The sequence below is a fragment of the Streptomyces sp. NPDC033174 genome, from assembly GCF_055577795.1.
The window spans coordinates 371,932-397,860 of sequence record NZ_JBVIPQ010000006.1 but is presented as its reverse complement, the minus strand read 5'-3'; the positions used below and the strand labels follow the sequence as shown (position 1 = coordinate 397,860).

At 72.0% G+C, this 25,929-nt stretch carries 26 protein-coding genes; 12 read left to right on the top strand and 14 right to left on the bottom strand.

Features of this window, described 5'->3' with window-relative positions:
• Positions 1–54: 54 nt before the first annotated feature.
• The 4 genes from ACZ5VC_RS21575 to ACZ5VC_RS21560 are packed head-to-tail and all read right to left on the bottom strand — an operon-like array spanning position 55 to position 3,558.
• A complete protein-coding gene (locus ACZ5VC_RS21575; RefSeq protein WP_469121635.1) occupies positions 55–1,269 on the bottom strand; it encodes an ABC transporter permease in 1,215 nt (404 codons plus the stop codon).
• Positions 1,269–2,012 carry an ABC transporter ATP-binding protein gene (locus tag ACZ5VC_RS21570; RefSeq protein WP_469121634.1) on the bottom strand — a complete coding sequence of 248 codons (744 nt, stop codon included), beginning with the start codon at positions 2,010–2,012 and terminating at the stop codon, positions 1,269–1,271. Before ACZ5VC_RS21570 ends, ACZ5VC_RS21575 begins: the two co-directional genes overlap by 1 nt.
• Complete coding sequence (locus tag ACZ5VC_RS21565; protein WP_469121633.1) at positions 2,009–3,067, bottom strand: peptidoglycan-binding protein; 1,059 nt, start codon at positions 3,065–3,067, stop codon at positions 2,009–2,011. The genes ACZ5VC_RS21570 and ACZ5VC_RS21565 overlap by 4 nt, the downstream gene beginning before the upstream one ends.
• The gene (locus ACZ5VC_RS21560; RefSeq protein WP_469121632.1) at positions 3,064–3,558 is read right to left on the bottom strand and encodes a hypothetical protein; all 495 of its coding nucleotides are present in this window, start codon (positions 3,556–3,558) and stop codon (positions 3,064–3,066) included. The genes ACZ5VC_RS21565 and ACZ5VC_RS21560 overlap by 4 nt, the downstream gene beginning before the upstream one ends.
• 89 nt (positions 3,559–3,647) lie before the next feature.
• On the opposite strand from ACZ5VC_RS21560, the gene ACZ5VC_RS21555 reads away from it, so the two are divergent.
• Both ACZ5VC_RS21555 and ACZ5VC_RS21550 read left to right on the top strand, forming a co-directional pair.
• Positions 3,648–4,307: a response regulator transcription factor gene (locus ACZ5VC_RS21555; RefSeq protein WP_469121631.1), complete on the top strand. Its 660-nt coding sequence runs from the start codon at positions 3,648–3,650 to the stop codon at positions 4,305–4,307.
• Positions 4,308–4,378: 71 nt separating this feature from the next.
• Entirely contained in the window at positions 4,379–5,578 is a 1,200-nt protein-coding gene (locus ACZ5VC_RS21550) for a sensor histidine kinase (RefSeq protein ID WP_469121737.1), read from the top strand.
• Between the two features lie 28 nt (positions 5,579–5,606).
• Here ACZ5VC_RS21550 and ACZ5VC_RS21545 read toward each other — a convergent pair whose 3' ends face one another.
• The gene (locus ACZ5VC_RS21545; RefSeq protein WP_469121630.1) at positions 5,607–6,362 is read right to left on the bottom strand and encodes an SIS domain-containing protein; all 756 of its coding nucleotides are present in this window, start codon (positions 6,360–6,362) and stop codon (positions 5,607–5,609) included.
• Positions 6,363–6,591: 229 nt separating this feature from the next.
• Here ACZ5VC_RS21545 and ACZ5VC_RS21540 point away from each other — a divergent pair, with 229 nt between their 5' ends.
• Both ACZ5VC_RS21540 and ACZ5VC_RS21535 read left to right on the top strand, forming a co-directional pair.
• Entirely contained in the window at positions 6,592–7,284 is a 693-nt protein-coding gene (locus ACZ5VC_RS21540) for a metal-dependent transcriptional regulator (RefSeq protein ID WP_468712031.1), read from the top strand.
• A 501-nt stretch (positions 7,285–7,785) separates the two neighbouring features.
• On the top strand, positions 7,786–8,649 hold the full coding sequence (locus tag ACZ5VC_RS21535) for an alpha/beta fold hydrolase (RefSeq protein ID WP_469121629.1): 864 nt from the start codon (positions 7,786–7,788) through the stop codon (positions 8,647–8,649).
• On the opposite strand, the gene ACZ5VC_RS21530 is transcribed toward ACZ5VC_RS21535, so the two are convergent.
• The 3 genes from ACZ5VC_RS21530 to ACZ5VC_RS21520 are packed head-to-tail and all read right to left on the bottom strand — an operon-like array spanning position 8,650 to position 10,270.
• Positions 8,650–9,216: an isochorismatase family protein gene (locus ACZ5VC_RS21530; RefSeq protein ID WP_469121628.1), complete on the bottom strand. Its 567-nt coding sequence runs from the start codon at positions 9,214–9,216 to the stop codon at positions 8,650–8,652. It abuts the gene before it with no gap.
• On the bottom strand, positions 9,213–9,455 hold the full coding sequence (locus ACZ5VC_RS21525) for a DUF397 domain-containing protein (RefSeq protein WP_469121627.1): 243 nt from the start codon (positions 9,453–9,455) through the stop codon (positions 9,213–9,215). Before ACZ5VC_RS21525 ends, ACZ5VC_RS21530 begins: the two co-directional genes overlap by 4 nt.
• Positions 9,452–10,270: a helix-turn-helix domain-containing protein gene (locus tag ACZ5VC_RS21520; protein ID WP_469121626.1), complete on the bottom strand. Its 819-nt coding sequence runs from the start codon at positions 10,268–10,270 to the stop codon at positions 9,452–9,454. Before ACZ5VC_RS21520 ends, ACZ5VC_RS21525 begins: the two co-directional genes overlap by 4 nt.
• 82 nt (positions 10,271–10,352) lie before the next feature.
• On the opposite strand from ACZ5VC_RS21520, the gene ACZ5VC_RS21515 reads away from it, so the two are divergent.
• Entirely contained in the window at positions 10,353–10,763 is a 411-nt protein-coding gene (locus ACZ5VC_RS21515; RefSeq protein ID WP_469121625.1) for a hypothetical protein, read from the top strand.
• Positions 10,764–10,834: 71 nt separating this feature from the next.
• Here ACZ5VC_RS21515 and ACZ5VC_RS21510 read toward each other — a convergent pair whose 3' ends face one another.
• Positions 10,835–11,086 carry a hypothetical protein gene (locus ACZ5VC_RS21510; RefSeq protein ID WP_469121624.1) on the bottom strand — a complete coding sequence of 84 codons (252 nt, stop codon included), beginning with the start codon at positions 11,084–11,086 and terminating at the stop codon, positions 10,835–10,837.
• Between the two features lie 342 nt (positions 11,087–11,428).
• Here ACZ5VC_RS21510 and ACZ5VC_RS21505 point away from each other — a divergent pair, with 342 nt between their 5' ends.
• The gene (locus tag ACZ5VC_RS21505; protein WP_469121623.1) at positions 11,429–11,863 is read left to right on the top strand and encodes a hypothetical protein; all 435 of its coding nucleotides are present in this window, start codon (positions 11,429–11,431) and stop codon (positions 11,861–11,863) included.
• A 4-nt stretch (positions 11,864–11,867) separates the two neighbouring features.
• On the opposite strand, the gene ACZ5VC_RS21500 is transcribed toward ACZ5VC_RS21505, so the two are convergent.
• The 4 genes from ACZ5VC_RS21500 to ACZ5VC_RS21485 all read right to left on the bottom strand — a co-directional run bounded on the left by ACZ5VC_RS21500 (position 11,868) and on the right by ACZ5VC_RS21485 (position 15,827).
• The gene (locus ACZ5VC_RS21500) at positions 11,868–12,320 is read right to left on the bottom strand and encodes a subtilase-type protease inhibitor (protein WP_469121622.1); all 453 of its coding nucleotides are present in this window, start codon (positions 12,318–12,320) and stop codon (positions 11,868–11,870) included.
• A gap of 304 nt (positions 12,321–12,624) precedes the next feature.
• On the bottom strand, positions 12,625–14,262 hold the full coding sequence (locus ACZ5VC_RS21495; RefSeq protein WP_469121621.1) for a transporter: 1,638 nt from the start codon (positions 14,260–14,262) through the stop codon (positions 12,625–12,627).
• On the bottom strand, positions 14,259–15,098 hold the full coding sequence (locus ACZ5VC_RS21490) for an ABC transporter ATP-binding protein (protein WP_469121620.1): 840 nt from the start codon (positions 15,096–15,098) through the stop codon (positions 14,259–14,261). Before ACZ5VC_RS21490 ends, ACZ5VC_RS21495 begins: the two co-directional genes overlap by 4 nt.
• Positions 15,099–15,140: 42 nt before the next feature.
• Positions 15,141–15,827 (bottom strand): bifunctional DNA primase/polymerase, encoded by a 687-nt coding sequence (locus ACZ5VC_RS21485; RefSeq protein ID WP_469121619.1) that lies wholly within the window; start codon positions 15,825–15,827, stop codon positions 15,141–15,143.
• Between the two features lie 349 nt (positions 15,828–16,176).
• Between ACZ5VC_RS21485 and ACZ5VC_RS21480 the strand changes: the two genes are divergently transcribed.
• The 6 genes from ACZ5VC_RS21480 to ACZ5VC_RS21455 all read left to right on the top strand — a co-directional run bounded on the left by ACZ5VC_RS21480 (position 16,177) and on the right by ACZ5VC_RS21455 (position 24,507).
• Positions 16,177–17,568 (top strand): transcriptional regulator, encoded by a 1,392-nt coding sequence (locus ACZ5VC_RS21480; protein ID WP_469121618.1) that lies wholly within the window; start codon positions 16,177–16,179, stop codon positions 17,566–17,568.
• Between the two features lie 146 nt (positions 17,569–17,714).
• Positions 17,715–18,692, top strand: a complete 978-nt coding sequence (locus ACZ5VC_RS21475) for an amidohydrolase family protein (protein WP_469121617.1) — start codon at positions 17,715–17,717, stop codon at positions 18,690–18,692.
• Complete coding sequence (locus ACZ5VC_RS21470; RefSeq protein ID WP_469121616.1) at positions 18,689–20,275, top strand: class I adenylate-forming enzyme family protein; 1,587 nt, start codon at positions 18,689–18,691, stop codon at positions 20,273–20,275. Before ACZ5VC_RS21475 ends, ACZ5VC_RS21470 begins: the two co-directional genes overlap by 4 nt.
• A gap of 85 nt (positions 20,276–20,360) precedes the next feature.
• Positions 20,361–21,572, top strand: a complete 1,212-nt coding sequence (locus ACZ5VC_RS21465; RefSeq protein ID WP_469121615.1) for an MFS transporter — start codon at positions 20,361–20,363, stop codon at positions 21,570–21,572.
• 140 nt (positions 21,573–21,712) lie between these two features.
• Positions 21,713–22,915 carry a 3-hydroxybenzoate 6-monooxygenase gene (locus ACZ5VC_RS21460; protein WP_469121614.1) on the top strand — a complete coding sequence of 401 codons (1,203 nt, stop codon included), beginning with the start codon at positions 21,713–21,715 and terminating at the stop codon, positions 22,913–22,915.
• Between the two features lie 113 nt (positions 22,916–23,028).
• On the top strand, positions 23,029–24,507 hold the full coding sequence (locus tag ACZ5VC_RS21455) for a hypothetical protein (RefSeq protein ID WP_469121613.1): 1,479 nt from the start codon (positions 23,029–23,031) through the stop codon (positions 24,505–24,507).
• Between the two features lie 46 nt (positions 24,508–24,553).
• Here ACZ5VC_RS21455 and ACZ5VC_RS21450 read toward each other — a convergent pair whose 3' ends face one another.
• Entirely contained in the window at positions 24,554–25,834 is a 1,281-nt protein-coding gene (locus ACZ5VC_RS21450; RefSeq protein ID WP_469121612.1) for an ABC transporter substrate-binding protein, read from the bottom strand.
• Positions 25,835–25,929: the final 95 nt, after the last annotated feature.

The window sequence follows — 25,929 nt, the reverse complement described above, 5'->3', positions numbered from 1 at the left end:
ACGGGGAGAGGGCGGGGGCCGGCTCGCCGGTGACCCCCGCCCCGCCTCCGGCGGTCACGCCGCCTGGAGGGCCAGCGTGGGGGACAGCCGGGACGCGCGGACCGCCGGGTAGAGACCCGCCACGGTGCCGATCAGGAGGGTCGCCGCGAAGCCGCCGCCGACCGCCCACGGCGGGACCACCCACGGCAGCCCGCCCGTGGACGCGTACACGCCCGTCGCCGCGCCGCCGAGGGCCACGCCCGCCAGGCCGCCGAGACCCGACAGCATCAGGGATTCGGTGACGAACTGGATCCGGATCTGACCGCGCGTCGCCCCCAACGACCGCCGCAGCCCGATCTCATGGCGCCGCTCCAGGACCGAGATGATCATGGTGTTGGCCACGCCCACCCCGCCCACCAGCAGCGCGATCCCGCCCAGCCCCAGGAGCAGCGACGAGAACGCCCCCTCCGTCGCCGCCTTCGCCTTGAGCGCCGCCGACGGGTCGCCGACCGCCACGTTCTGCGGGTTCCGCGGGTCGATCGTCGGGGCGAGGAGCTTCTGGACGGTGCGTACGGACGCGTCCGTCGACCGCTCGTAGACCGCCGTCGGGTGTCCGTCGAAGCCCAGCAGCTTCTGCGCCCCTTCCCAGCCCACCAGCGCGGAGCGCTCGATGTCCGGTGCGAGCGGCAGGGGGGCGAGGATGCCGACGACGGTGAAGTACCGGCCGCCGATCCACACCTGCTGCCCCGGCCTGGTGATGCCGAGCCGCTCGGCCGCCACGCCGCCGAGGACCACCGCCGGGTACCGGCCGTTCGCGCCGTTCAGCCAGGTGCCCGCCGCCGCCTCGCCCCGCAGGACCTTCAGCAGGCCCTCCGTGGCCGCGTTCACGGCGATACCGCCGGTCTCCGCCTCGGGGATCTTCTCGGAGCGCCGCACGGAGTGCTTGAGGTCGCCGGTCGCGCCGACCTCCTCGACCCCCTTGATCCGGCCCACCATGCCGGGGGCGTCCTTGGGGAGTTTGACCTCCTGGCCGCTGAACATCCCCTCGCCCGGCTTCGCCACCAGCATGTTGGTCCCGAGCGCGTCGAGCCGGCGCAGCAGCTGCGCCTGGCTGGACGCCGAGATGCCCACGACCGCGATCATCGTGGCGATGCCGATGGCGATCCCCAGCGCCGACAGGACGACCCGCACAGGCCGGCTGCGCAGCCCGGCCGAGCCGACATGGACGATGTCGCGGGGCCCGAGCCGGGCCGCCCGCAGATGCGTGCGTTCTGTACGCGTACGAGCCATCAGACAGCGACCTCCCCGGCCCCGGGCCCGAGTCCCGCCCGGGGGACGCCGTCGCCCCCGCTCCGGAGGTCCGCCACCACGCGCCCGTCGCGGATCCTCACCTGCCGGGGCAGGCTCCCCGCGATCTCCGTGTCGTGCGTGATGACCGCGATCGTCGCGCCCTCCGTGTGGAGATCGTGCAGCAGCCCCATCACCGCCTCCCCGGACGCCGAGTCCAGCGCCCCGGTCGGCTCGTCCGCCAGCAGCAGGTCGGGGCTGCCGACCACCGCCCGGGCGATGGCGACGCGCTGTTTCTGCCCGCCGGACAGTTCGTGGGGGCGGTGCTTCATCCGGTCCGCGAGACCGACCCGGGCGAGCGCCTCCGCGGCCATCGCCCGCCGCCGCGCCCTCGGCAGACCCGAGTACAGCAGCCCCTCCGCGACGTTCTCCAACGCGCCGACTCCGGGCACGAGATGGAAGGCCTGGAAGACGAAGCCGATGTGCCGGGAGCGCAGCGCGGAGAGCCGGCGGTCCGTCAGCGAGGCCACGTCATGGCCCGCGATCTCCACCGTCCCGGCGCTGGGCCGGTCGAGGGTGCCGACGAGGTGCAGCAGGGTGGACTTGCCGGAGCCGGACGGACCGACGATGCCGAGCAACTCGCCCTCCCCGACGGTGAGATCGACCCCGTCGAGGGCGCGGACGCCGCCCGCGTACTCCTTGGTGACCCCGCGGAGCCGTACGACCGTACTGCTGGGGGTACTCATGCGGACGGCACCCCGACCTTCATGCCCTCGCGCAGGCCGGGGCCGCTGATCTCGACCCGGCCCTGCCCGAACATGCCGAGTTCGACCTTCACGTCACGGGCCGTGCCGTTCTCGACGACCTGGACGCCGAAGCCGCCGCCGGGCAGCGCGAGCAGCGCGTTGACCGGCACGGACAGGACGTTCTTCCGGGTCTCGCCGGTGAGGTTCACGGTGACGGGGGACTGGTCGAACCCCTTGACCTTGTCGGGATCGTCGAAGGCGACGGTGATGTCGATCTTGGGGGTCCTGTCCTGGGGGTCGCTGCCCGCCGACGCGGTCCTCCCGACCGAGGACACCTTCCCCGGCGCTTCGGTGCCGTCCGGCAGCTGTACGGAGACAGGGGTGCCGGCCTTGCCCAACGCCCCGTCGGCGACAGGGATCTTGAAGCGCACGATCCGCTCCGATCCGGTGACGGTGAGCACCGGCCTGCCGGGTGCCACCTGATCACCCGGCGCGGCGCCCGCCTCCTTGATCCGTACGGCGCTGCCGGCGAAGGCGATCTGGTCAGGGCCGATCGTCCCGGTCTGCTTGAGGTCGTGGGACTTCTGCCACCGCTTGACGGCGGCGGCCGTCTTCGCGCTGTACTCGTCGTCGACGGTGAAGCCGGTGAGGCCGAGGGCGGCCAGGTTCTCCTCGACCTGGCGGACGTCCTTGCCCTGGTCGCCGGTCTTGAGGGTCCGGTACATGGGCTCGGCGCCGTACATGAGCCGGACGGGCCTGCCGTCCACCTCGTACAGCCGCTCGTCCCGCTCGACGACGGACCCGCCGCCGGCGATCCAGTTGAGCGTCCCCGCGGGACCCGCGTTGATCTTCCGCTCGCCGAGGTGGCCGAGGGTGCCGTCCTGCTGGGTGCTGTTGCTGAGGTCGCCGCGGATCACGGGCGCGGTAGCGCGGGGAAGGCCCGAGTCCTCCTCCACCCGCTGTTCCCCGGGGGCGGTGAGCGCGGTGACGGCCGCCCCGCCGCCCGCGACCACGACGATCGCCACCAGGGCGACCACGAGCCTGCGCCGGGTCATCGCGACACGCTCTCGCACGCCTTGTTGGCCTGGTCGAACTTCTGCTTCGCCGCGCCCTGCGGTATCGGCTGGGCCGCCGTCATGCCGCCGCCCTCGAACTTCGGGTCGGGCATGTTGAAGCCGTTCTTGCGCATGCACTGCGCGTACTTGATCATCTTGTCCTTGTCGGCCTGCGTCAGCTCCTTGCCGGCGCTCGTGCCGGCCTTGTCCTTGCAGGCCTTGAAGGCCTTCTCCATCTTCTCCTTGGACATGCCGTCGCCGCCGATGGTGAGCCCGACACCCTTCTCGCCGGGCTTGGGCTCGGGCACGTCGAGCCCCTGCTCCCGCAGGCACTTGCGGTGTTCGAAGGCCTGGTCGGCCTGCTTGCCCTCGTCGCTCACGGTCTCCTTGCCCCCGGCCGTCTTCTCGCCGCCGCAGGCCGTGGTGAGCAGGGAGAGGGCGGCCACGGCGGTGGCGGCCACGAGCCTGAGGTGTCGCTGTCGAGTCGTCATGGGCGGGAGCGTGCCGTGCGGGGGTGTTTCGCTTCCCTCAGCGGATTCGCTTACACCGGCGAAAGCCCCCCTTCGTATACACAGGGCCCATGCGCGTACTGGTGGTGGAGGACGAGGCGTTTCTCGCCGAGATGATCGCCGAGGGGCTGCGCCGCGACGCGCTCGCCGTGGACGTCGCGGCCGACGGTCTCGAGGCGTTGCGGAAGATGCAGTTCGGGGCCTACGACGTCCTCGTCCTGGACCGGGACCTGCCCGGGATGCACGGCGACGACGTGTGCCGCCGGGTGGTGGAGCAGCGGCTGATGACCCGGGTGCTGATGCTGACGGCGGCAGGCACGGTACGGGACCGGGTGGAGGGCCTCGGTCTCGGCGCCGACGACTATCTGGCCAAGCCGTTCGCGTACGACGAGCTGCTCGCCCGGGTCCTGGCCCTGGGCCGGCGTGCCCGGCCCGCGCTGCCGCCCGTGCTGGAGCGGGCCGGGATCGTGCTGGACACCGCCCGCCGCCAGGCCAGCCGCGACGGCCGGCACCTGCATCTGTCCCGCAAGGAGTTCGCCGTGCTGGAGGCGCTGCTGCGGGCCGAGGGGGCGGTGGTCAGCGGCGAGGACCTGATCGAGCAGGTGTGGGAGGAGCACACCAGCTACCGCACCAACGCGGTGCGGGTGGCGCTGAGCAAGCTGCGCGGCAAGCTCGGCGAGCCACCGGTGGTGGAGACGGTGCCCGGCGAGGGCTACCGGATCGCGTCATGAGCCATGGCGGCGTCGGTGGTGGCCGTCATGGCGGCAGTGGCGGCGGCGGTGGTGGTGCCGTGCGCCGGGTGATGACCAGTGAGCGGGGGCGCCTGACGGCGCTGTACGGCGGGCTGCTCGTCCTGGCGGGCGGGCTGCTGACGGGGCTGGTGTATCTGCTGGTGAAGCAGGGGCTGTACTCGACGATCAGCCTGGCCGTGACCACGGCGGTGCCGGCCAAGCGGCTGGAGGACCTGCCCTCGGCCACACCCCGTTGGCCGTCCGCCGAGCCGGCCAGCCCCGGGCCACTGCCGCCCGGGGTGATCAAGGGTGACGCGCTCGCGGTCACGAGGACGGTGAGCGACGCGGTGGAGAGCGCCGCGCTGAACCGGCTGCTGATGGTCTCCGTGATCGTCCTCGCCGTCTACGCGGTCCTGTCCGTCGCGCTCGCCTGGTGGATGGCGGGCCGGGTGCTCCGCCCGGTCGCAGTGATCACGGAGACGGCCCGCAGGCTTTCCGGCGAGAACCTCCACGAGAGGATCGCGCTCGACGGGCCGCCCGGTGAGCTGAAGCGGCTCGCGGACACCTTCGACGGGATGCTGGGCCGGATGGAACAGCTGGTGTCCGCCCAGCAGCGCTTCGCCGCCAACGCCGCCCACGAGCTGCGCACGCCGGTGGCCGTGCAGCGGGCGGCCGCCGAGATCGGCCTCGCGGGCGCACCCGACCAGGAGCGGGTGGCCCGGATCCGGAGCAAGCTGATCGACGTCGCCGACGGCAGTGAACGGATCATCGACGGGCTGCTGCTGCTGGCCGCGTCCGACCAGGGGCTGCGGGAGAGGCGGCCGGTCGCGGTGCACCAGGTCGCGCGGGCGGCCGCCGAAGCCCTGGAGGGCGAGGCGCAGGAACGCGGCGTGAGCGTCTCGGTCCACGCGGGGCCGCTGACGGTCGCCGGGGACGCGGTCCTTCTGGACCGGCTCGTCCACAATCTGGTCGCGAACGCGATCCGCCACAACGTCCCGGACGGCCGCGTGGAGATCCGTACGGGCCCGGGCGGCATCGAGGTCACGAACACCGGTCCGGTCATTCCTCCGGACACGGTCCCGCTGCTCTTCGAGCCGTTCCGGCGCCTGACGGCCCGCACCCACGGCCCCGGCGAGGGGACCGGTCTCGGCCTGTCGATCGTCGACTCGATCGCCCGCGCGCACGACGCGACGACCACGGCGACGCCCAACGAGGAGGGCGGCGGCCTGACGGTCCGGGTGCGCTTCCCGTACGGCCCCGGCGCGCGGTGACGGACGGGCCGCCGGTGAAGGGGCGCGCTCAGTGGCGGAAGAAGATCCGGTCGCGGTACTCGGTCATCACGCGGCCGTTCCACTCGTGCCCGCCGTCCACGTTCCCGGACCTGAGCAGCGGCGGCTCGATCCCGCGCGCCACCATCTCCTCGGCCGCGGCCGCCATCGTCGCCTGCATCAGAGCGCTGGTGACCACGGTGGACGCCGGCGCGAAGGGCGCCTCGATGCCCTCGTGGGTGAGCTCCGCGTCGCCGATGGCGATCTTGGAGTCGAGCACGATGTCGCAGTGGTCCTTGAGGTACGTCCCCGAGGCGTGCCGTGACCTGGTCTCCGTCGCGTACGCCACCGAGGTGACGCCGATGACGGTCAGACCCAGCGCCCGCGCGTTCATCGCCATCTCGACGGGCAGGGCGTTGCGCCCGGACAGGGAGATGATGATCAGGACGTCGCCGGCGGTGGCCGGCGAGGAGTCGAGGACCGCGCCCGCCAGGCCGTCGACCCGCTCCAGCGCGGAGCCGAGGGTCGCGGGCATGACGTCCACGCCGACCACACCGGGCACGGCGAGCAGGTTCATCAGGGCGAGACCGCCCGCCCGGTAGACGACGTCCTGGGCGGCCAGCGACGAGTGCCCGGCGCCGAAGGCGAAGAGACGGCCCCCCGAGGCGACGGCGTCGGCGATGGCGGCGCCCGCGGCGGCGATCCCGCCGGACTCCTCGTCCCGCACGCGCTGGAGCAGGCCGATCGCGGCATCGAAGAACTGATCGGCCAGCTTGCTCTCGCTCATGGCCTGGAGCTCCTTCTCCTCGGTCTCTCCAGTGTCGCGGATCACGTTGCGGTCTGGACCATTGCTCTGTCAATACCGGCTGCCCCGGTCCGCGGTGTCTTCCGGGGTACTCACGGCGGGCGATCCCACCGGCGAGCACACGGCGAGGCACGGTTGTCAGCGCCATGCGTCAGAATTGAGGCAGGGCCATCGCACGACGATTTTCATGTCACAGCATCGAGGGGCACGTATGTCCGGACTGATCGACACCACGGAGATGTATCTCCGCACCATCCTCGAGCTCGAAGAAGAAGGTGTGGTCCCCATGCGCGCCCGGATCGCCGAGCGGCTCGACCAGAGCGGCCCGACGGTGAGCCAGACGGTGGCGCGGATGGAACGCGACGGTCTGGTGACGGTCGCGGGAGACCGCCACCTGGAGTTCACCGACGAGGGCCGCAGGCTGGCCACCCGCGTGATGCGCAAGCACCGGCTGGCCGAGTGCCTGCTGGTCGATGTGATCGGCCTGGAGTGGGAGCAGGTCCACGCCGAGGCGTGCCGCTGGGAGCACGTGATGAGCGAGGCGGTGGAGCGGCGCGTGCTGGAGCTGCTGCGCCACCCGACGGAGTCGCCGTACGGCAATCCGATCCCGGGCCTGGAGGAGCTGGGCGAGAAGGCGGAGGCCCAGTCGTTCCTGGACGACAGCATGGTGAGCCTGGCGGACCTGGACGCGGGATCCGAGGGCAAGACCGTGGTGGTCCGCCGGATCGGCGAGCCGATCCAGACGGACGCCCAGCTGATGTACACGCTGCGGCGCGCGGGCGTGCAGCCCGGTTCCGTGGTGAGCGTGACGGAGTCGCCCGGCGGTGTCCTGGTCGGCAGCAGCGGCGAGGCCGCGGAGCTGGGGGCCGATGTGGCGTCGCACGTCTTCGTCGCCAAGCGCTGACGGCGGCAGGCCGGCGCGAGGGCCCACGCCGCCGCCTTGGCGCGGGCCGCACCCGGAAGCGGGCCGGAGCCCTTGGGCCGTACCGCGGAAGTCGCGGTTTCGGCCGTAATGGCAGCGGCCGGGCGTATCGCGTGCCACGCTGGTCCAAGACTTGCCAGTCGGGTCCGCCTCCGGGGAGGGAGCGGTGCGATGCGCCCGTCGTACGGACAGCGGTCCACGCGCAGGTACGCAGATGTGGAGGGCCCCGGCGCCCATGGGCGCCGGGGCCTGTCCTCCCCCATGCCGACCCGGAGCCCCGAGCTCCCAGGGTCGGCTCCTTCGGACCGTTTTCCCCGAGCGGTCCGCCTCCCGCTGAAGATCTCCCCCCGGCGATGGGCGTCAATCCCTGAGGACGGTCACTCGAACGAGCGGTGTTATGCGCCGAGACCCTATTTTCGAATGCGGGTTCGATAGTCTGACGACGCTGCACGACGCGGACGGAAGAGGGGGTGCCAGGGACACATGGTGCGACGTATCGACGTAACCGGAACCGACGGCGTACGCCTGGCTGCCTGGGAGTTCGCCGAGCCACCCAAGGGGTACGGCGAGGGGGACGCGCTCCCCGGCGTCTTACTGCTCCACGGGCTCATGGGCCGCGCCTCGCACTGGGCGCCCACCGCCCGCTGGCTGGCCGAGCGCCATCGCGCGGTCGCCCTGGACCAGCGGGGCCACGGCCGCAGTGACAAGCCGGCCGAAGGCCCCTACACCCGCGAGGCGTACGTGGCCGACGCGGCGGCCGCCGTCGAGCAGCTCGGCCTCGGCCCGGTGACGCTCATCGGCCACTCCATGGGCGCCCTCACGGCCTGGCAGCTCGCCGCCGAGCGTCCGGACCTCGTCCGCGCCCTGGTCATCTGCGACATGCGGGCCTCGGCGCTGGGCGCCGCGTCCCAGCGGGAGTGGGAGGACTGGTTCCGGTCGTGGCCGCTCCCGTTCGCCACGCTCTCCGACGTCCGCAAGTGGTTCGGTGAGGACGATCCCTGGGTGGAGCGGCCCAATCCGGCGCGCGGCGCCTTCTTCGCCGAGGTCATGGCCGAGCGGGCGGACGGCTGGCGCCCGGTCTTCTCCCGCGCCCAGATGCTGAAGTCCCGCGAGACGTGGGTGCACGACGCCCACTGGGAGTCACTGGCCCAAGTCCACTGCCCGACCCTGGTGGTGCGCGGCCTGGACGGCGAACTGGGCCGGGCGGAGGCCCAGGAGATGGTCCGCGTCCTGCCCCACGGCCAGTACGCGGAGGTGCCCGACGCGGGCCACCTCGTCCACTACGACCGACCGGAGGCGTGGCGCCTGGCGATCGAACCGTTCCTGGACGGCGTCCTCACCCCCTGATCAGGGGCGCACGAAGGACACGTCCGCCGCCCGCGCGACGACCTCCACCTCGTCCCCCAACGCCCACTCCGCCACCCGCGACACCACCGGCGCCGGCACCATGTCACTGATGCCGGGCGCCGCCGGGATGTCCTGCGTGGCGTGGGCGTCATGCGGCAGAACGACCCGGTAGTCCAGGTCCAGGGCCGTCCGCGCGGTGGCGCTGACGCACATCTCCGACATCACGCCACAGAGGGCCAACTCCCGTACGCCCGCCGCGTCGAGCAGCTCCCGCAGCGGCGTCTCGTGGAACCCGTCGTCCACGGTCTTCCGGATCACCGAGTCACCCGCCTCGGGAGCGATGTGGAGCTCCCAGCCGGGCGTCCCGGCCTCGTCGTCCGCGCCGGGCGGCCCGTCGTTCTGCAACTGCACGATCACCGCCCCGGCCGCCCGCGCCCGGGCGATCAGGTCCTCGGTGTGCTTGAGCACCCGGCCCGCCTCGGGCACGGCGCCCCCTCCGGTGAGGAAGGCGGTCTGCATGTCGACGACGATCAGCGCCTGTACGGGGGCGGGCGCGATCCCGGTCATCGGGCGTCGACCGTACGGACGAAGGCGGCCCAGGCGGCGGGGGCCATGGTGAGGGCGGGGCGGGTGAGGTCCTTGGAGTCACGGACGTGGACGGTGTGGGGGCAGGTGGCGACCTCGACGCAGTCGCCGCCCTGGGGGCCGCTGTAAGAGGACTTGGTCCAGGAGACGGCGACCTCGACGCAATTGCCGCCCTGGTCGCCGCTGTAGCTGCTCTTGAACCAGTTGAGGTCGGTGCTCATAGCTCTCGTGCCACCTGTTCGATCAGTCTCGCGGAGTCTTCCGGGTCGAGGGCCTGCGCCCGCAAGGTGCCATACCGTGCGAAGGCATCACCGACGTCCGGCTGTTCGCTGAGAAAGTACCGGCCGCCCTGCCCCTCGACATAGACGAGTTGGCTGTGGGGCTCGGCGGTTTCCAGCAGGACGAAGGGGCCGTTCAGCCCTGCATGGGTCTGCCGACCCTCCGGCATCACCTGAGTCTCGACGTTCCGCAGCTCCCCGATGTCGAGGATGTGCAGCAGGTTCTTCCTGAGTGCGGCCCGGCCGGCGATGGGCTTGATGAGTGCTGCCTTCTCCAAGACGAAAGTCATGCGCGGCGCGGGCTTGCGGAAGAACACCTGGCGTCGGTCCAACCGCGCCGAAACCATCGCTTCGATCTCGTCGTCGTCAAGGGCCGGTACGGCGCTGTGGAAGACGCCCCGCATGTACTCCTCCACCTGGAGCAGACCGGGGATCAGGTGGGTCTCGTACGTATGGACGCCGACCGCCTTCGCCTCCTCCACCAGATAATCCTCGAACCACGCCGCCACCCCGCTCGCCGTGACCTCCTCCGCGACCTCCAACAGTGCACCTTGTGCACCCAGCAACTCATCCACCACCTCGACGAAGTTGCCCCTCGGGCGCCGCTCCCCGCGCTCGATCATCGCTACCTGGGACTTGGAATATCCCGTGTGCTGGCCCACCACCTGCTGCGATACCTTCGCCCGCTCGCGGTGGAACTTCAGCAGCCGTCCGAAGGCCTTCGCCGCCCCCGGACTCCCGTTGTTCCCGATGTTCACACCCAGCCTCCCCAAGTGCACAACCGCGCACAAACACCGTGTGGCGCTGGTCACAGTAAAGCCGCGCCGCAAAGCTGGCCGCATGAATCAGCGCAAGTCACTTGACAGGGTGCCGTCCTGGGTTCCCGCCTCCGGGCATTCGCTCCGTCATGCGGGCGTTCACTTCGACGCCGTACGTATCCCCGGTGTTCTCGGCGAGGACGTCGCGTACCGGCTCATGGACTTCACCGACTTCCAGGCCGGCCCGATCGTCCGTGAGCTGACGGGGGAGCGGTACCTCTACTTCCTGCTGCCGCCGCAGAGCGCGTCCGCGCTCGCCTGGCCGGCGCCCGCGCGGGCGTTGAGCCGGGACGGGCGGGGTGCGGCCTTCGTGGGGGTGCCCGCGTACGACGGGCTGACGTGGCCGCTGGACTGGAGATCGCGGCCGACGGAGGAAGTGCCGTTCGTGGAACCGGACTTGTTGCATGAAATGGTCCTACATGCTGTACGGTAACCGCGACATCACGCTCCGTTAAAAGGAGCGGTCCCCGGGGGTGCGCCAACACCGTCCGAGGACCTTCACCACTAGTGGACGGACTTCCACCAGAAATGCTTCGGCATGTTATCGCGCCGGTTCGGCGCTTCACCCAGATCTCCCACGATGTCGTACGGCATCCACGTCTCAACAGCGACGCGAAGATCCTGATCGTCCACGTCCAGGGGCTCCCCGAAGGCTCCGGCGCCAAGCCGCTCGGCGAGCACGCCGCCGACCTGGGCATGAAGCCCCGGGCGTACCAGCGGGCGAAGGAAGCGCTGGTGGCGTGCGGGTTCCTTCACGAGTGGAAGTGGCAGACGACGCGCGGGCGTTGGCTCACCGGTCAGCTGCTCGCGAACGTCCCTCTCACGAGTGAGGAGGCGAACCGGCTGAGGAGCGGAGTACCCCTCGATCCCGCACCGTCCGAGTCTCCGACTGCCGGTAAACGGACGGTCGGTAAAACGGCGGGCCGGAAACTCGGCGGTTCTCCTCCGGAAGACAAAGACGGTGAGAAGAACACTCCCCACCCACCCCCCGAAGCACCGGCACCGGCACCGGCACCGGCACCGGCACCAGAGCCGCAAGCGGCCCCGGAACCGGCCCCGGAACAGGTCACGGCCCCGGCCGCTCCCGTGGAACCGGAAGTGGCCGAGGCCGAGAGGGTGTTGCTGACGCTGCGGCACAGCCACCGGGAACTCCTGCTGGGTTTCCGCGAGGTCCGGGGTCTTGCCGAGCTGGCTGCGGAGTGGCTGCGAGCGGGAGTCAGTGCCGCCGATCTGCGGCACGCCCTGACATCCTCGCTGCCCCGCGACGGGGTCCGTTCGGCGGTGGGCTTCCTGCGGCATCGCCTGATCCAGAAGCTGCCCATCGCCCCGCCGCGTCCGGCGGGGCCCGCTCCGGGAGCTCTGGTCGCCTGCGAGGGACCCGGTGACGACCATGTCTTCCGGCCTGTCGGCGACGAGACGCACTGCCCTCGCTGCCGGTCGCAGGCTGCCGGTCGTGGAGCCGGCCGTCCGGCCGAGCACCTGGCCAGGGCGTCCTGGCGGGCACTCGTGGCGGAAGCCGCGGGGACCACTTAGGGCGTCAGAACGAGAAGACCGTGCCGCCCGCCATGGTGCCCACCATCTCGCACGGGTTGCCGTACGTGGCCGACCAGCGGACCCGCTTGCCCTGCCACACGCCGTCGCTGGTGACCGTGACCGGGTCCCAGATGCGCGTACAGCGGACGTTGCTCGGTCCCGCGGTCAGCTGGGTGAAGCTGCCGTCGACCGCGGCCAGTTCCGCGCAGGCCTGCTCGGGCGCGGGGTGGGTGCCGCTCGGGGTGGGGGCGCAGTTCAGAGTGACGGCTCGCTGGACCGTGGCCGTCGAGGCCTTCTCGCCCTTGGCGATCGTGAGGACGAGCGCCGAAGGGGCGTAGAGGGAGGCCGGCCGCACGGGCTCGGCGTGTGCGATGCCCGCTGTGGCCGTGCTGAGGAGCGCGAGGCCGGTCACGGTGGCGGCAGTGGTGGCGCCGATTGTGTTGCGGAGGTAACGCACGAGTTTTTCCCTTTCGAGTGTGGGTGCGATTGCGGACAGGAGTCTTGCTGGCGCGGAGGGTGATCGCACATCGAGCGCCGGTTTCCGGCCGCATACGTTCCGGATGCCCGACCGACTGGTCGTTCGGGCAGTTGAGAGGCGGCTTCAGGGGCCAAGGAGGGGCGTCCAGCATGTGGACTCTCCGGCTTGGTTCAATCTCGTACGAGCTGCTGACCTGCGCGTATTCAGAATTGATTGTGTGTTGAAAGAGTGAAGATGGGAGCCGGTCGACCGGAAACCCACGCCCCTCAGCCGTCTGTCGGGCTCAACCCTTGCTTACTGCCGTCAGGATTTCCGGCAACCGCGCCGACACCTGCGGCGCCGCGATCCGCAGCCCCGCCCAGGCGATGACCGCGCCGTACGCGGTGCCCGCCGGCAGGAGCAGCCACAGCCACGCCTCCAGGTCCGCCGCGTGCAGCCAGACCGTCACGGCGATCACCGGCGCACACAGCAGCCCCGCCGCGACCATCCCGCCCATGATGGAGATCCAGGCCAGCCCGGCCTGCCCCGGTGCCACGTTCTTGTAGCCGCTGTCCTGCGGGATGGAGTACGGGAATCGCGCCGAGGCCACCGCCCCGGTGGCCAGCATCGCGCCGAGCAGCGCCAGGGCGACGCCGAGCGCGTCCGGCAGGGACCGCCAGTCGCCCAGGACCGCGGCGGTCGCGCCCATGACCAGCGCCGTGAACGGCAGAGTGATCGCCAGCAGCGCGAGCGCCCGCGCCCGCAACTCGACGTACGCGTCCTGCGGTGTGGAGATCGTCTGCGCCACCATCCAGAAGGCCGAGGTGTCCTGGCCGAACTGGTTGTACATCAGGATGCCGAGCATCCCGGAGGCGAAGCAGCCGAGGTAGACGGACCCGGAGCCCTGAAGGGCGTTGAACAGCGGGACGATCAGCCCGATCGCGAGCGAGGCGACCCAGGCCGCCTTGGTCTTCGGATCGCGCCACGCGTAGCGCAGACTGCGCTGCATCACCGTGCCCGTACGGCCCTCGGGCAGCAGCCGCCCGACGCCGGACGCCGACTCCTTGCGCGCCGGTCCGGCGCCTTGCAGGGTCGAGCCGTCCGGCGCGGTCATGAGCTTGACGAGGCTGCGCTGCCACACGTACAGCAGCAGTCCCAACGCGGCGACGGTGAGCAGGAGCTGGGTGGCCGCGGTGGTGTACGCGCCCTCGCTCGCCGCGCGCACCGCGCCGACCGCCGACGCCGGCGGGAGCCACTGCACGACATCCGCCACCGGGTCGAGGGCCGCCAGGCCGCCCCCGTCGCCGCTGCCGAGCCGCTGTGCGCCGAAGTTGACTACCTGGATCCCCACGGCGACGATCAGGCCGCTCAGGACGGCGAGGTCACGGCCCTTGCGGGAGGTCAGCAGCCGGATGTTGGCCGCGGCGACGGCCCTCGCCAACGCCACGCAGACCAGCAGGACCAGGGGTACGGCCAGGACCGCGACCGTCACGGCGAGGGCGCCCCGCGCCAGGGCGACCCCCGAGCCCACCGCCGCGCTCAGGGTGAACAGCGGGCCGACGCCCACCAGGGACGACACCAGCAACGCCCGTACCAGCTGCCCCGGCCGCAACGGCAGCATCACCAGGCGTGTGGGGTCCAGCGTCTCGTCGCCGCTGGGGAAGAACAGCGGCATCACCGCCCAGCCGACCGCGAGAACTCCGGTGAGCAGCACGGCGAGCGCTCCGGCGTGCGCGTTGCCGCGCAGCAGGACCAGTCCGAGGAGCAGTCCGGCGGCGGCGAGCAGGGTGAGGACGACGGACGTGACGTAAGCGGCGGTACGGCTGGAGGACTGGCGCAGACCGTTGCGCAGCAGCGACAGCTTCAGCCGGACGAAGAGGGGGGTGAGGGAGGCCGTGGTGGGCGGGACGGGCGCCTGGGGGGAGACGGTGCGGGTACTCATCGCGCCGGACCGCCCAGCCAGTCGAGGGACTCCCCCGCGTCGCGGCCCTGCGCTCCGACGAGTTCGAGGAACGCGCTCTGCAGGGACGGGGCCGAGCCGCGTACCTGTTCCAGCGTGCCCTGCGCGCGGATCTGCCCGGCCGCCATGACCGCGACCCAGTCGCACAGGGACTCCACCAGCTCCATCACATGGCTGGAGAAGACGACGGTCGCGCCGGAGGCGGTGTAACGCTCCAGGACGCCCCGGATGGTCTGTGCGGAGACCGGATCGACCCCTTCGAAGGGCTCGTCGAGGAAGAGGACCTGGGGGTTGTGCAGCAGGGCCGCCGCGAGGCCGATCTTCTTGCGCATACCGGTGGAGTAGTCCACGACCAGCTTGTGCTGCGCCCCCGACAGGTCGAGTACGTCCAGGAGCTGGGCGGCCCGTTTGTCGACCTCGGCGCCGGGCAGCCCCCGCAGCCGCCCGGTGTACGCGAGGAGTTCGCGGCCCGACAGCCGGTCGAAGAGCCGCAGCCCCTCGGGGAGGACGCCGATCCTGGACTTCACGGCGACGGGGTCGCGCCAGACGTCGTGCCCGCCGACCTCGACCGTGCCCTGGTCCGGCCGGAGCAGACCGGTCACCATCGACAGGGTGGTGGTCTTGCCCGCGCCGTTCGGCCCGACGAGGCCGATGAACTGGCCCGAGGGCAGGACGAGATCGATGCCGGCCACGGCGATCTGTGGCCCGAACCGTTTCCAGAGCCCTTCGACGCGAACGGCGGGCGGCGTCGTTTCCGACGCTTCGCCCGCCTCTTCCGTAGCCTCTTCCGCCTCTTTGCCAACTGTCCCGTCAGGCATGTGCTCAGCCCTTCGATCGTCCCCGTTCGCCCGGGGGCAACCTTACGGTCGGCGAGCGCGCGCCGCTGCTGCCTCGCGTCCGCAGGCGTAGGCCAGGGGGCTGATCAGCTCCTCCGCGTCCGGCAGCCACCGGTTGGCGGGGGTGGGGCGGCGGGCCCACTGGACAGCACCGTGGCCGCCGACCCGGGTCGGCGGCGCCGCGACGTAGTGCCCTTCGCCGCGACCGATCAGATCGATGGCACTGGCGCTCCAGCCGAGCTTGCGGACCAGGTCCGGGACCTTGGCGGCCGCGCCCGGCAGGACGAAGAACAGCATCCGGCGGTCGGGGGTGCAGGTGACCGGGCCGAGGGTGAGGTCCATCCGCTCCATCCTGGCGAGCGCCAGGAACCCGGCCGACTCGGGCACGTCGAGCGCGTCGAAGGTCCGTCCGGTCGGCAGCAGGATCGACGCCTTGGGGGTCTTGCCCCACAGCCGGCGGGCCGCCACGGCGCTGCCGGTGGCCTGCGTCGCCCAGTCCGGCCTGGCCGGGTGGGCGCCGGGGGCGGGGCAGGCGTCCGCGCCGCACGAGCACTTCTCCGCCCCGTCCACCGCCTCCAGCCAGGTGCCGGGGAACACGTCCCAGTGCCGCTCTTCCGCGTACCGCACGGCGCTGTCCAGCAGCTGTTCACCTCGCTGCTTGGGGATCTGTGCGGCTTCCGTGACTCCGATGGTCTCTTCCACGAAGAGCACAACTCCCGCCACCACCTCGGGTTACGGGCGCGGCGCGCCGGGGGTCGGTGCATCGATCCTGCATATGGGGCGCATGGGTGCACGGGCGGGGGCGCGCGTGCGGGTGGGGAGCGGTGGGCGGGTAGCCAGAACCGGTGAGGCGTCGATGCGGCCGCCGCGTCGTTGATCATCCGTACCGCCAGAACGACCGGAACCACCGGAACCACCGGAACCACCCGTAGTGCCCGATGTTTTATGAACTTTCTGGATCGGGCGAACTTTCGGCATTGGTGCGTACACATCTGCATTGACCGCATATTCGCCGGGCAGTGATCACGCCAGTGATCGCTCACGGCCTCAGGGGGTAGTCATGGCAGCCAGGCCTCTCGTCGCTCGTCAGCCCAATGAACGGCTGCAGGCGCTCATTCAGGAAGCCGGGTGCTCCAACGCAGGGCTCGCCCGGCGGGTCAACATGGTCGGCGCGGAGCGCGGCCTCGATCTGCGGTACGACAAGACATCGGTGGCCCGTTGGCTGCGCGGACAGCAGCCGCGCGGCCGGGCGCCGGGCATCATCGCGGAGGCGCTCGGGCGGAAGCTGGGGCGTACGGTCACGATCGACGAGATCGGAATGGCCAACGGCAAGAACCTCGCGTCGGGCGTGGGGCTGCAGTTCTCACCGACCGTGCTGGGCGCGATCGAGCAGGTCTGCGAGTTGTGGCGCAGTGACGTGGGCCGGCGGGACTTCCTGTCGGGGTCGACGGTCGCCGCGTCGGCGCTGGTGGAGCCGAGCCGGGACTGGCTGATCACGGGCGCGGACGCGCAGGTGGCGCGGTCGGCCGGGGCGGCCGGGGCGCGGGTGGGCGTCTCGGACGTGGAGGCGGTGCTCGCGATGACCCAGGCGCTGGTGGATCTCGACCATCGTTTCGGCAGCGGGCATGTGCGTCCGGTGGTCGTGCACTACCTCAACAGTGTGGTGTCGGGGCTGCTTTCGGGGTCGTACCGGGAGTCGGTGGGACGACGGCTGTTCGCGGCGGTGGCGCGGCTGACGGAGCTGGCCGGGTACATGGCGGTGGACACCGGTCAGCCGGGTCTGGCGCAGCGGTACTACATCCAGGCGCTGCGGCTCGCGCAGGCGGCGGGGGACCGGGGGTACGGCGGCTATGTGCTGGCCGCGTCGATGAGTCATCTCGCGGCGCAGCTCGGGAACCCGCGGGAGATCGCGCAGTTGGCGAGGGCTGCGCAGGAGGGGGCGCGCGGGCAGGTGACGCCTCGTGCGGAGGCGATGTTCCTGGCGGCGGAGGCGCGCGGGCACGCGCTGCTGGGTGACGCCCGGACCTGCCAGGAGGTGGCGGGGAGGGCGCTGGCGGCGCTGGACCGGGCCGATCCGGACGCGGGGGACGACCCGGTGTGGATCGCCCACTTCGACCACGCGTATCTCTCGGACGAACTGGCGCACTGCCACCGGGACCTGGGGCAGCCCGACGCGGCGGCCCGGGCGGCGGCGGACTCGCTCGACGGGCACCCCGAGTCGCGGGCCAGGCGCCGGGCGATCGGTCTGATCCTGCTGGCTTCGGCGCAGGTGCAGCAGCGTGAGGTGGAGCAGGCGTGCCACACCGGCACGAGGGCGCTGGAGCTGCTCGGCACGCTGCGGTCGATGCGGGGTGCGGAGTATCTGGAGGATCTGCAGCTGCGGTTGGAGCCGTACGGGAGGGAGCCGTCGGTGCGTGAGTTCTCGGCCCGTCTGGAGATCCAGGCGGCGTAGGGGTGGGGGGCCGCCAACGGCCCCCCATACTTGACAAATTGTTGAATCGATCATTGCTGTCGCTTACAACTATCAGCAGCCTGGGCGCGCCTCGGAAATGGAAGTTAGTTTCCGAAATCCGTACCGGCTTGCTGATAGGACACACGATGAGCGCCCGCCCCTGGTTGATCGACATCCACCACCACGCCATGCCCGAGGCCTTCGTGCGGGCGCTGCCGAGCGGTGTGCCGCTGCCCGGTGTCGACTACCCGGCCTGGACCGCCGAGCGCAGCCTCGAAATCATGGACGACAACGCCATCGAGGCGTCCGTCCTGTCCATCACCGCGCCCGGCATCCACTTCGGCGACGCCGGGGCCACGCGCCGCGCCGCCCGCGAGGTCAACGAGTCGTTCGCCGAGATCGTCCGCGAACGGCCCACCCGCTTCGGCGCGTTCGCCGTCCTTCCGCTGCCCGACGCCGCCGCGTCCAAGGAAGAACTCGCCTACGCCCTCGACGAGCTGAAGCTCGACGGCGTCGGCCTCTTCTCCAGCTACGGCGACCGCTACCTCGGCGACCCCGAGTTCGAGCCGGTCCTCGCCGAGCTCGCCGAGCGAGGGGTCCCCGTGCACGTCCACCCGATGAGCCCGCCCGCCAAGGACGTCCGCTCCTTCGATCTGCCGCCTTCGCTCTACGACTTCGTCTTCGAGACCACCCGTACCGTCGCCGGCCTGCTCTTCAACGGTGTCCTCGACCGGCTCCCCGACCTGAAGCTGATCCTGTCCCACGCCGGTGGCACCGTGCCCTTCCTGGCCAAGCGCCTCACCTACGGGCCCACCATCGGCGCCCACCTCAAGGACCGCCAGCCCGCCGACCTCATCGGGTCGCTGCGCCGGCTGTACTACGACACGGCGATGTCGGCGAACGAGTTCGCGCTGCCCACCCTGGACCGGCTCGTCGACCCGACGCACGTCCTCTTCGGCACCGACTTCCCCTTCATGAAGCAGCCCGAGGTGGCCGAGTCCCGGGCGGGCATCGAGGCGCACACCGGCTGGACCGGCGAACAGCGCGCACTGGTCGAGCGCGGGAACGCGCTGCGGCTCTTCCCCGCCCTCGCCCAGCGGCTGTCCGACAAGGCCGGCGCGTGAGCGGCGACGAGCGCACCGGCCTGTGGCTGGGCAGCCTCCTCGACGAGGCAGTGGTCCGGCGTCCCGACGGGATCGTCGTGATCGACCACCAGCTCGACGCCCTGCCCGACGCGCGCCGCAAGATGTCCGTGGCCGAACTCGCCGGATTCGTCGCCGACATGTCCGCCCGGCTGTGGGCGGCGGGCGTGCGCCCCGGTGACCACATCGCGCTGCACAAGTCGGCCAACTTCGACCTCTGCATCCTGGCCTGCGCCGCCGCCCGCATCGGGGCCGTGCCCGCGATGCTGTCGCCCGCGCTCGACCGCGACACCGTCGCCGTACTGCTGCGCCGCCTCGGCCGCCCGCACCTGCTGACCGACACGGCCAAGCTCACCGGCGACCTGGCCGGAACCGACCTCACGGACCTCGCCTGCACGGTGATTGTCCCGGCCGGACGGCACCCCGGCGCGGTGTCCCTGGCGGACCTCGCCGGCGCGCCCGCCGTCGACGCCGTGCGCACCGGGCCCGAGAGTCCGGCGCTGATGACCCACACCTCGGGCACCACCGGCATTCCCAAGCTCGTGGTGCACACGGCCCGCTCCCTGCTCGGGCGGCTGCGCCCGCAGGAACGGCTCGCCTCCGCCATCCGTGAGGACGAACGTGCCCTGATCCACGTCTCGTTCGTGCACTCGCGGCTCTTCCTGGCGCTCGCCGTCCTGCTGCCGCGCGGAAACCCCGCCATCGTGCTGCGCGAGGGCGACCCGGAGCACGTCGCCGCGCTCTGCGCCAAGACCGAGCCCGGCCTCCTGGAGACCCACCCCAACAGCTTCATGGAGTGGGAGCACCTGGCCGACGACCCGCGCAAACCCTTCGCGACGGTCAAGTACTTCAGCTCGACCTTCGACGCCATCCACCCCGGCACGATCCAGCGGCTCCTCGCCGCCTCCGAACGCCGCTTCCCGCTCTTCCACCAGCTGTACGGGCAGAGCGAGTGCGGGCCCGTCGCCGGGCGCCCCTACACCCGTCGCGGCGCCGCGGACATCGACGGCCGCTGCCTGGGCCGCCCGCTGCCGGGGACCTCGCGGATCCGGGTGGTCGCCCGCGACGGCGCCGAGCCGGGACCGGACACCCCGGGCCACATCGAAGTACGCACCCCCGGACGGGCCCTGACCTACCACGGCGAGGACGAGCGCTACCGGAGGCAGGTCGACGGCGAGTGGTGGCGGACGGGCGACGTCGGCTACCTCAGCCCCAAGGGCTGCGTCCATCTCCTGGACCGCGAAGTCGATCTGATCCCGTCCCTGCGCTCGACGCTGGAGGCCGAGGACACCGTCCTCGGCCGGCTGCCCGAACTGACCGAGCTGGTCTTCGTCCCGGGCGCCGGGAAGGAGCCGGTGCCGGTGCTCTGCACCCGCGACGACCTTCCGCTGGACCTCGACCGGTGGCGCGCCGCCGTCGCCGACCTGCCCGCGGACCTGGCACCGCCCGTACAGCTGCGGCTCGCGGACCTGCCCCGTACGGCGACCTCGAAGATCCGGCGCCTGGAGCTGGCCGCGCGGCTCGGCTCCGGCGAGGACCGGCCGTCCCCCGCGGCCGTCGCCTGACCGGGTCGCCGCGCCCACCCCGCCCCACCGCGGGACGCCCCCGGGGCGCGGCGCCCCCCACCTCACCGAAGAAAGGCAATCCGGCATGACCGGCAACACAGCATCCACCGGTACGAAGAGCGGCAGCGCCGGGACGGAAACTGGCGGTACGCCCAGAGGCGGCGTACGCCTGGCCGTCGCATGGGCGACCAACTTCATGATCGGGCTGGCGCTCTACATGGTCACGCCGCTGATGCCGAGCATCGGCGACGACTACGGCCTCACCCCCAACGGCATGGGCCTCATGGCCACCAGCTTCTCCGTGGCCTACTTCCTCGCCGCGCTGCTCCTCGGCAGCCTCGCCGGCCGCATCGGACAGCGCCGCATGCTGGTCCTCGCCATGGCCGTCTTCGCTCTCGCCAACCTGGGCACCGCCCTGGCCCCCGACTACACCTGGGTCGTCATCACCCGGGTCGTCTCCGGCGCGGCGGCCGGCGCGGCCAGCCCCACGCTGTACGCCCTCACCAGCCTGATGGCCCCGCCGGAACGGCGCGCCCGCTGGATGGCCGTGACCGTCTCCGGGCTGCTCTCCGCGCTGTGGGCGGGCGCCCCGATCGGCGCCGCGCTCGTCGACCACGTCGGCTGGCGCGCCATCTTCGGCGCGATGGGCGTCATCGCGGTCGTCCTGGTCGCGGTGAACCTGAAGGCCTGGCCGGCCGTCGTTCCCGCACCCGAGGGCGCCGAGGAGGGTGCCTTCTCCAAGGGCTTCGCGATCGTCGCCGTCTCCGTGTGCGGGCTGTGGGCCGCCGCCGTCTACGGCCTCTACACCTTCCTCGGTGTCGCACTCGACACCTCCCCGATGGACGGCGCCACTCCGTGGCTGCTCGGCTGCTACGGCGTCGGGGCCATCGCCGGCATCTTCCTCGGCGGCCGCTGGGCAGACACCAAGGGCGCCGGCCGCACCCTGACCGCCGCGCTTCTCGGGCTCTCCGTGCTGGAGTTCGTCGTCGCGCTGGCGTTCGGCGCCGAGACCTCCGTCGGCGTCGGCCTGGCGCTGCTCGTCTTCGCCTTCGCCGCGTTCGCCGCCTTCCCGGCCCAGCAGAGCCGTCTCGTCCAGCTCTTCCCGCGGCAGGTCAGTGCCGTACTGGCGTGGAACAGCGCCGCGCTGTTCCTCGGCATCTCGGTCGCCGCGGGCATCGGCGGCGCCGTGATCAGCGCCTTCTCCTTTCCGTGGCTGCTGGCCGGCTGCGGAGCCGTCGGCCTGATCGCCGTCGTGGTCAGCCGCATCGGTGCCCCGCGCGCGGTCCGGGCCGACTGAGCCCGACCGCGACGCACACCTGAGCGGAGGCGCTGCCGTCCCGGCGCCCCCGCCCACCGCCGGCCCGCTCCCCGGGCCGGCTCCCCGTGCGACGGCGCGCCATGCCGTCGCCCACCAGGTTCGAAGGGACGCAGCAGAACATGTCGAAGATAATCGTCGCCGGCGGAGGGATCGGCGGGCTGGCAGCGGCGGTGGGCCTCGCCGGACGCGGCCACCGGGTGACCGTCCTCGAACGCCGCGAGGAGTTCTCCGAATACGGCGCCGGCATCCAACTGGGACCCAACGCCTTCCACGCCCTGGACCGTCTCGGGGTCGGGGACGCCGTCCGTGCCCGCGCCGTCTTCATCGACGCGCTCCAGCTCATGGACGGCACCACGGGCGAACGCGTGGTCCGGCTCCCGCTGACCGCGGCGTACCGGGAGCGGTTCGGCAATCCGTACGCGGTCGTGCACCGGGGCGATCTCTACCAGCCGCTGCTGGACGCCGCCCGGGCCTGCGACCGGATCGAGCTGCGCACCGGCAGCGGTGTCGTCGGCTACGAGCAGGACCACGAGCGCGCCTGGGCGGTCACCGACGACGGCGCCCGCCACGGCGGAGCCGCCGTCATCGGCGCCGACGGCATCCGCTCGGCGATCCGCCGCCGGATGATCGGCGACGGCGAGCCGCGCGTCTCGGGACACACCATCCACCGGTCGGTGATCCCCATGGAGAACGTCCCCGCGGAGCTGCGCACCAACGCGGTCACCCTCTGGGCCGGGCCCAGGTGGCACTTCGTCCACTACGCCATCGACGGCGGCCGTTCCCTCAACCTCGCGGCGACCCGCGACGACGGCGCCACCGAGGCGGTCGTGGCCCGGCCGGCCGCCCGCGACCACGTCCTCGGCGAGTTCGCGGGGATGAGCGAGCGGGCCCGGGCGCTCCTGGAGCTCGGCGAGTCGTGGCGTTCATGGGTGCTGTGCGACCGGGACCCGGTCGAGGACTGGTCCGACGGCAGGGTCGCGCTCCTCGGTGACGCCGCGCACCCGATGCTCCAATACGCCGCCCAGGGCGCCTGCATGGCGCTGGAGGACGCCGTCGTCCTCGGCGAGCTCCTCGACTGCGACCACACGGTGCCGCAGCGTCTGGAGAAGTACGTCGCCGAGCGGCGCGAACGGACGGCCCGCACCCAGCACCTCGCCCGTGAGCTGGGGCGTCAGCTGTACCACCCGGCCGGCGCGGAGGCGGTGGCACGCAACGTGATGCTGTCGGCAATGTCCGACGACGATCTCCACGACGCGGTGGAGTGGCTGCACGGTGGCGGCGGCATGCGCCGGCTCGCGAGCGCGGGGCACAGGCAGGGTTGATAACAGCGCCCTTCCCGGGGTTCTTGTTACCGGGGTCACACGCGTGTGCGGAGCCCTGGATGCACCCGGTAGCGTGAGCCGACGATTCCGTAGGTTGATGGGTAGGAGTCCCGGTGACGCAAAGCGGACAGGGCCAGGAGCCGCAGCTTCCGGCGGTGCGGCCCGCGCGCGAAGGTGTCGTGCTGCCGTCCGACGGCAGCGAGCCCTGGGTGGCCGGTGGCGCGGGTGACCGTGCCGCGCCGGCCGGCGGCCTGCCCTGGGGCGGCGCGTGGGGCCCGGGAGAGCAGCAGGGACCGCCCGCGCAGCCCCCGGCCCAGCAGCCCGCCCAGCCCTACGGAGCGCAGCCGTTGCCGCCGGAGGCCGTTCCCGGGGTGACGGGGGCCGACGCGACGCAGTACCTGCCGCCGGTGCCGTCCGGTGCGTACGGGGCGGGCGCGTCGCCGCTGCCTCCGCAGGCGTCCGCGTCCCCGCCCGAGCCGTCCGGCGCGGAGGCGACCCAGTACCTGCCGCCGGTCGGCCCCGGCGCGATGCCGCCGGCCGGGGGCCCGATGCCGGGTCCCATGCCGGGTCCCATGCCGGGTCCCATGCCGGGCGGCACCCCGGAGGAACGGCCCACGGAATCCACCCAGTTCCTGGGCACCGGTCCGCTCGTGCCGCCCGCCGCCTCGAACGCCGACTCCGAAGCCACCCAGTACATAGCCCCCATACCGGCACAGGGCATCCCCACTCCGCCCCCCGGAGCGCCGTACGGCATCCGGCCCGGCACGCCCGACGAGCGTCAGCCCCCGGCCGAGTTCGACAGCCTCTTCCGCAGCGACTCGACCCAGCAGATGCCGCAGCCGGCTCCGCAGCAGCCGCAGTTCCGGCAGCCGCCGCCCGCGTACCAGCAGCAGGCGCCGCAGCAGCAGTACCAGCGCGCGCCGTACGAGCCGCAGCCCTACGACTCCGAGCCCGACGAGGGCCGCCGTAAGTCGCCCGTCGCGCTGATCGCCGCCGTCGTCATCGGCTGCACGGTCGTGGGCCTCGGCGCGGGCGCCCTGCTCAGCGGCGGCGACGACAAGGACAAGGGCGCCGGCCAGACCGTGGCGTCCAGCTCCCAGGCGCCGTCCGGCGACCCCACGAAGAAGGCCGTCGACCCGGCCGAGCAGCAGGCGAAGGAGCTCGACAAGCTCCTTGCCGACAGCAACAACAGCCGTGCGGCGGTGATCCGTTCGGTGGAGAACATCAAGAAGTGCGACAACCTCGACCAGGCGGCAAGCGATCTGCGGGGCGCGGCCGCGCAGCGCCGCAGCCTGGTCACCCGGCTCGAAGGCATCACCGTCGACAAGCTCCCGCAGAACGCGGAGCTGACGGCAGCGCTCACCAAGGCCTGGCAGGCGTCGGCCTCCGCCGACGACCACTACGCCGCCTGGGCGGGCCAGGTGAAGGGCAAGAAGGGCTGCAAGGACGGCAAGGCGCGCACCACGCCGCAGACGGGGCTGGCCACCAGGGCGAGTGGTGAGGCGACGGCGGCGAAGAAGGACGCGTCGACGCGGTGGAACGCGATCGCCGAGCGGTACGGCCTGACCAAGCGCGGCTCGACGCAGTTGTAGGACGCAGCTGGACGACGCGTTTGCGGGACGCGGCGGCGGGCCGCCGCTACGGCGTTCCGCCCACCGTCTCGGCGACGTCCACGAAGCCCGGCTTCTGCGCCACCAGTTGGCCCTGGCGCACGACTTGGAACGTCACCTGGTGGTTGACGAGCCTCGGCATCCCGGCGGTGCCGAGCATGTCCGCATAGCGCCAGCGCAGCGGCGGGGTGAGGCCGCCGGTGTCGACCCGGACGCCCTTGTCGAGGGCGCGGGTGACCTTGGCCGGAGTGACGGTCTCGGTGTCGAGCGACTCGACGACCCGCTTGAACACCGTGTACGCGATCCATGTGGTCTGCACCCCGGCGTCGGCCGGGTCGATCCGGTTGTCGCCGAAGGCGTGCTTGCGGATCACCTTGCGCATCGGCTCCCAGCGCACGTCCCCCGCGTCGGGGTACCAACCGGTGACGTACGCCCCCTCGTAGAGGCTGTTCGCCCCGCCCGTGCGGTCCACGAGCTGCTGACCGACGCTGCCGAGGACCGAGGAGACGCGGACCTTCCGCCCGTCCGAGGGGAGCCGGCGGAAGGAGTCGAAGAAGCTCTGGGTGTGCTCGCCCAGTACGGCGGTGACGCAGCCGTCCTCATTGCCGGCCCGGCTGCGGGCCCGGCGGGCCTGCTCGATGTACTCGTCGGCGTCCTCGACGGCCGGGATGTCGACGGCGGTGCGGTGACTGCCGTGGCGCAGGCCCGAGTTGAGGAGGTCGGGCATCTTGTCGCCGGTGATGGTGTCGGGCCGGACGAGCGAGACCCGGCGGCACTGGTCGGCCAGCTGCATGCCGTGGCCGGCGATGAGGGCGGCCTGGCCGCCGTTGACCGGGTAGGAGAGGTAGCTGGTGAACTCCTCGTCGGTGGTGCCGTAACCGCCGATGTAGGGGATGCCGGCGACTTCCAGGGGTGTCATGAAGGCGCGGCCGTTCTGGCTGTACGAGCCGACGACGGCGGTGACGTTCTCCCTCACCGCGCGCCGTGCGCACGCGGCCGCCCCGGCGGTGGTGTTCCCCTCGTTGCACGTGAGCACGCGCAGCTCGTGGCCGTCGATGCCGCCGTTGGCGTTCACCCAGCGCGCGTACGCCTGGGCCATGGCGGGCATACCCGGCATATTGGTTGCTTTTGTGCCATCGGGGGCCCAGGTCATCACGGTGACGGGCTCCCTGGAGCCCCCCGTGGCCCCAGGGAGTGCGCCGCAGGCGGTGAGGAGAGCCGCGCCGGCCGCCATCGCCGCCGTACACGCGAGCAGTGAGGTCACGGGCCTGGAGGAGCGGGAAGTGGAGGGGCGTCGCCTACCGGTCATGGTCATGCACAATTCCGCCCCACGGGTAACGCAGCAGTGAGCATGGTTCAACGGTGGGTGACAGGAAGGTGAATTGCGGGGGCTGGTCAGCAGGT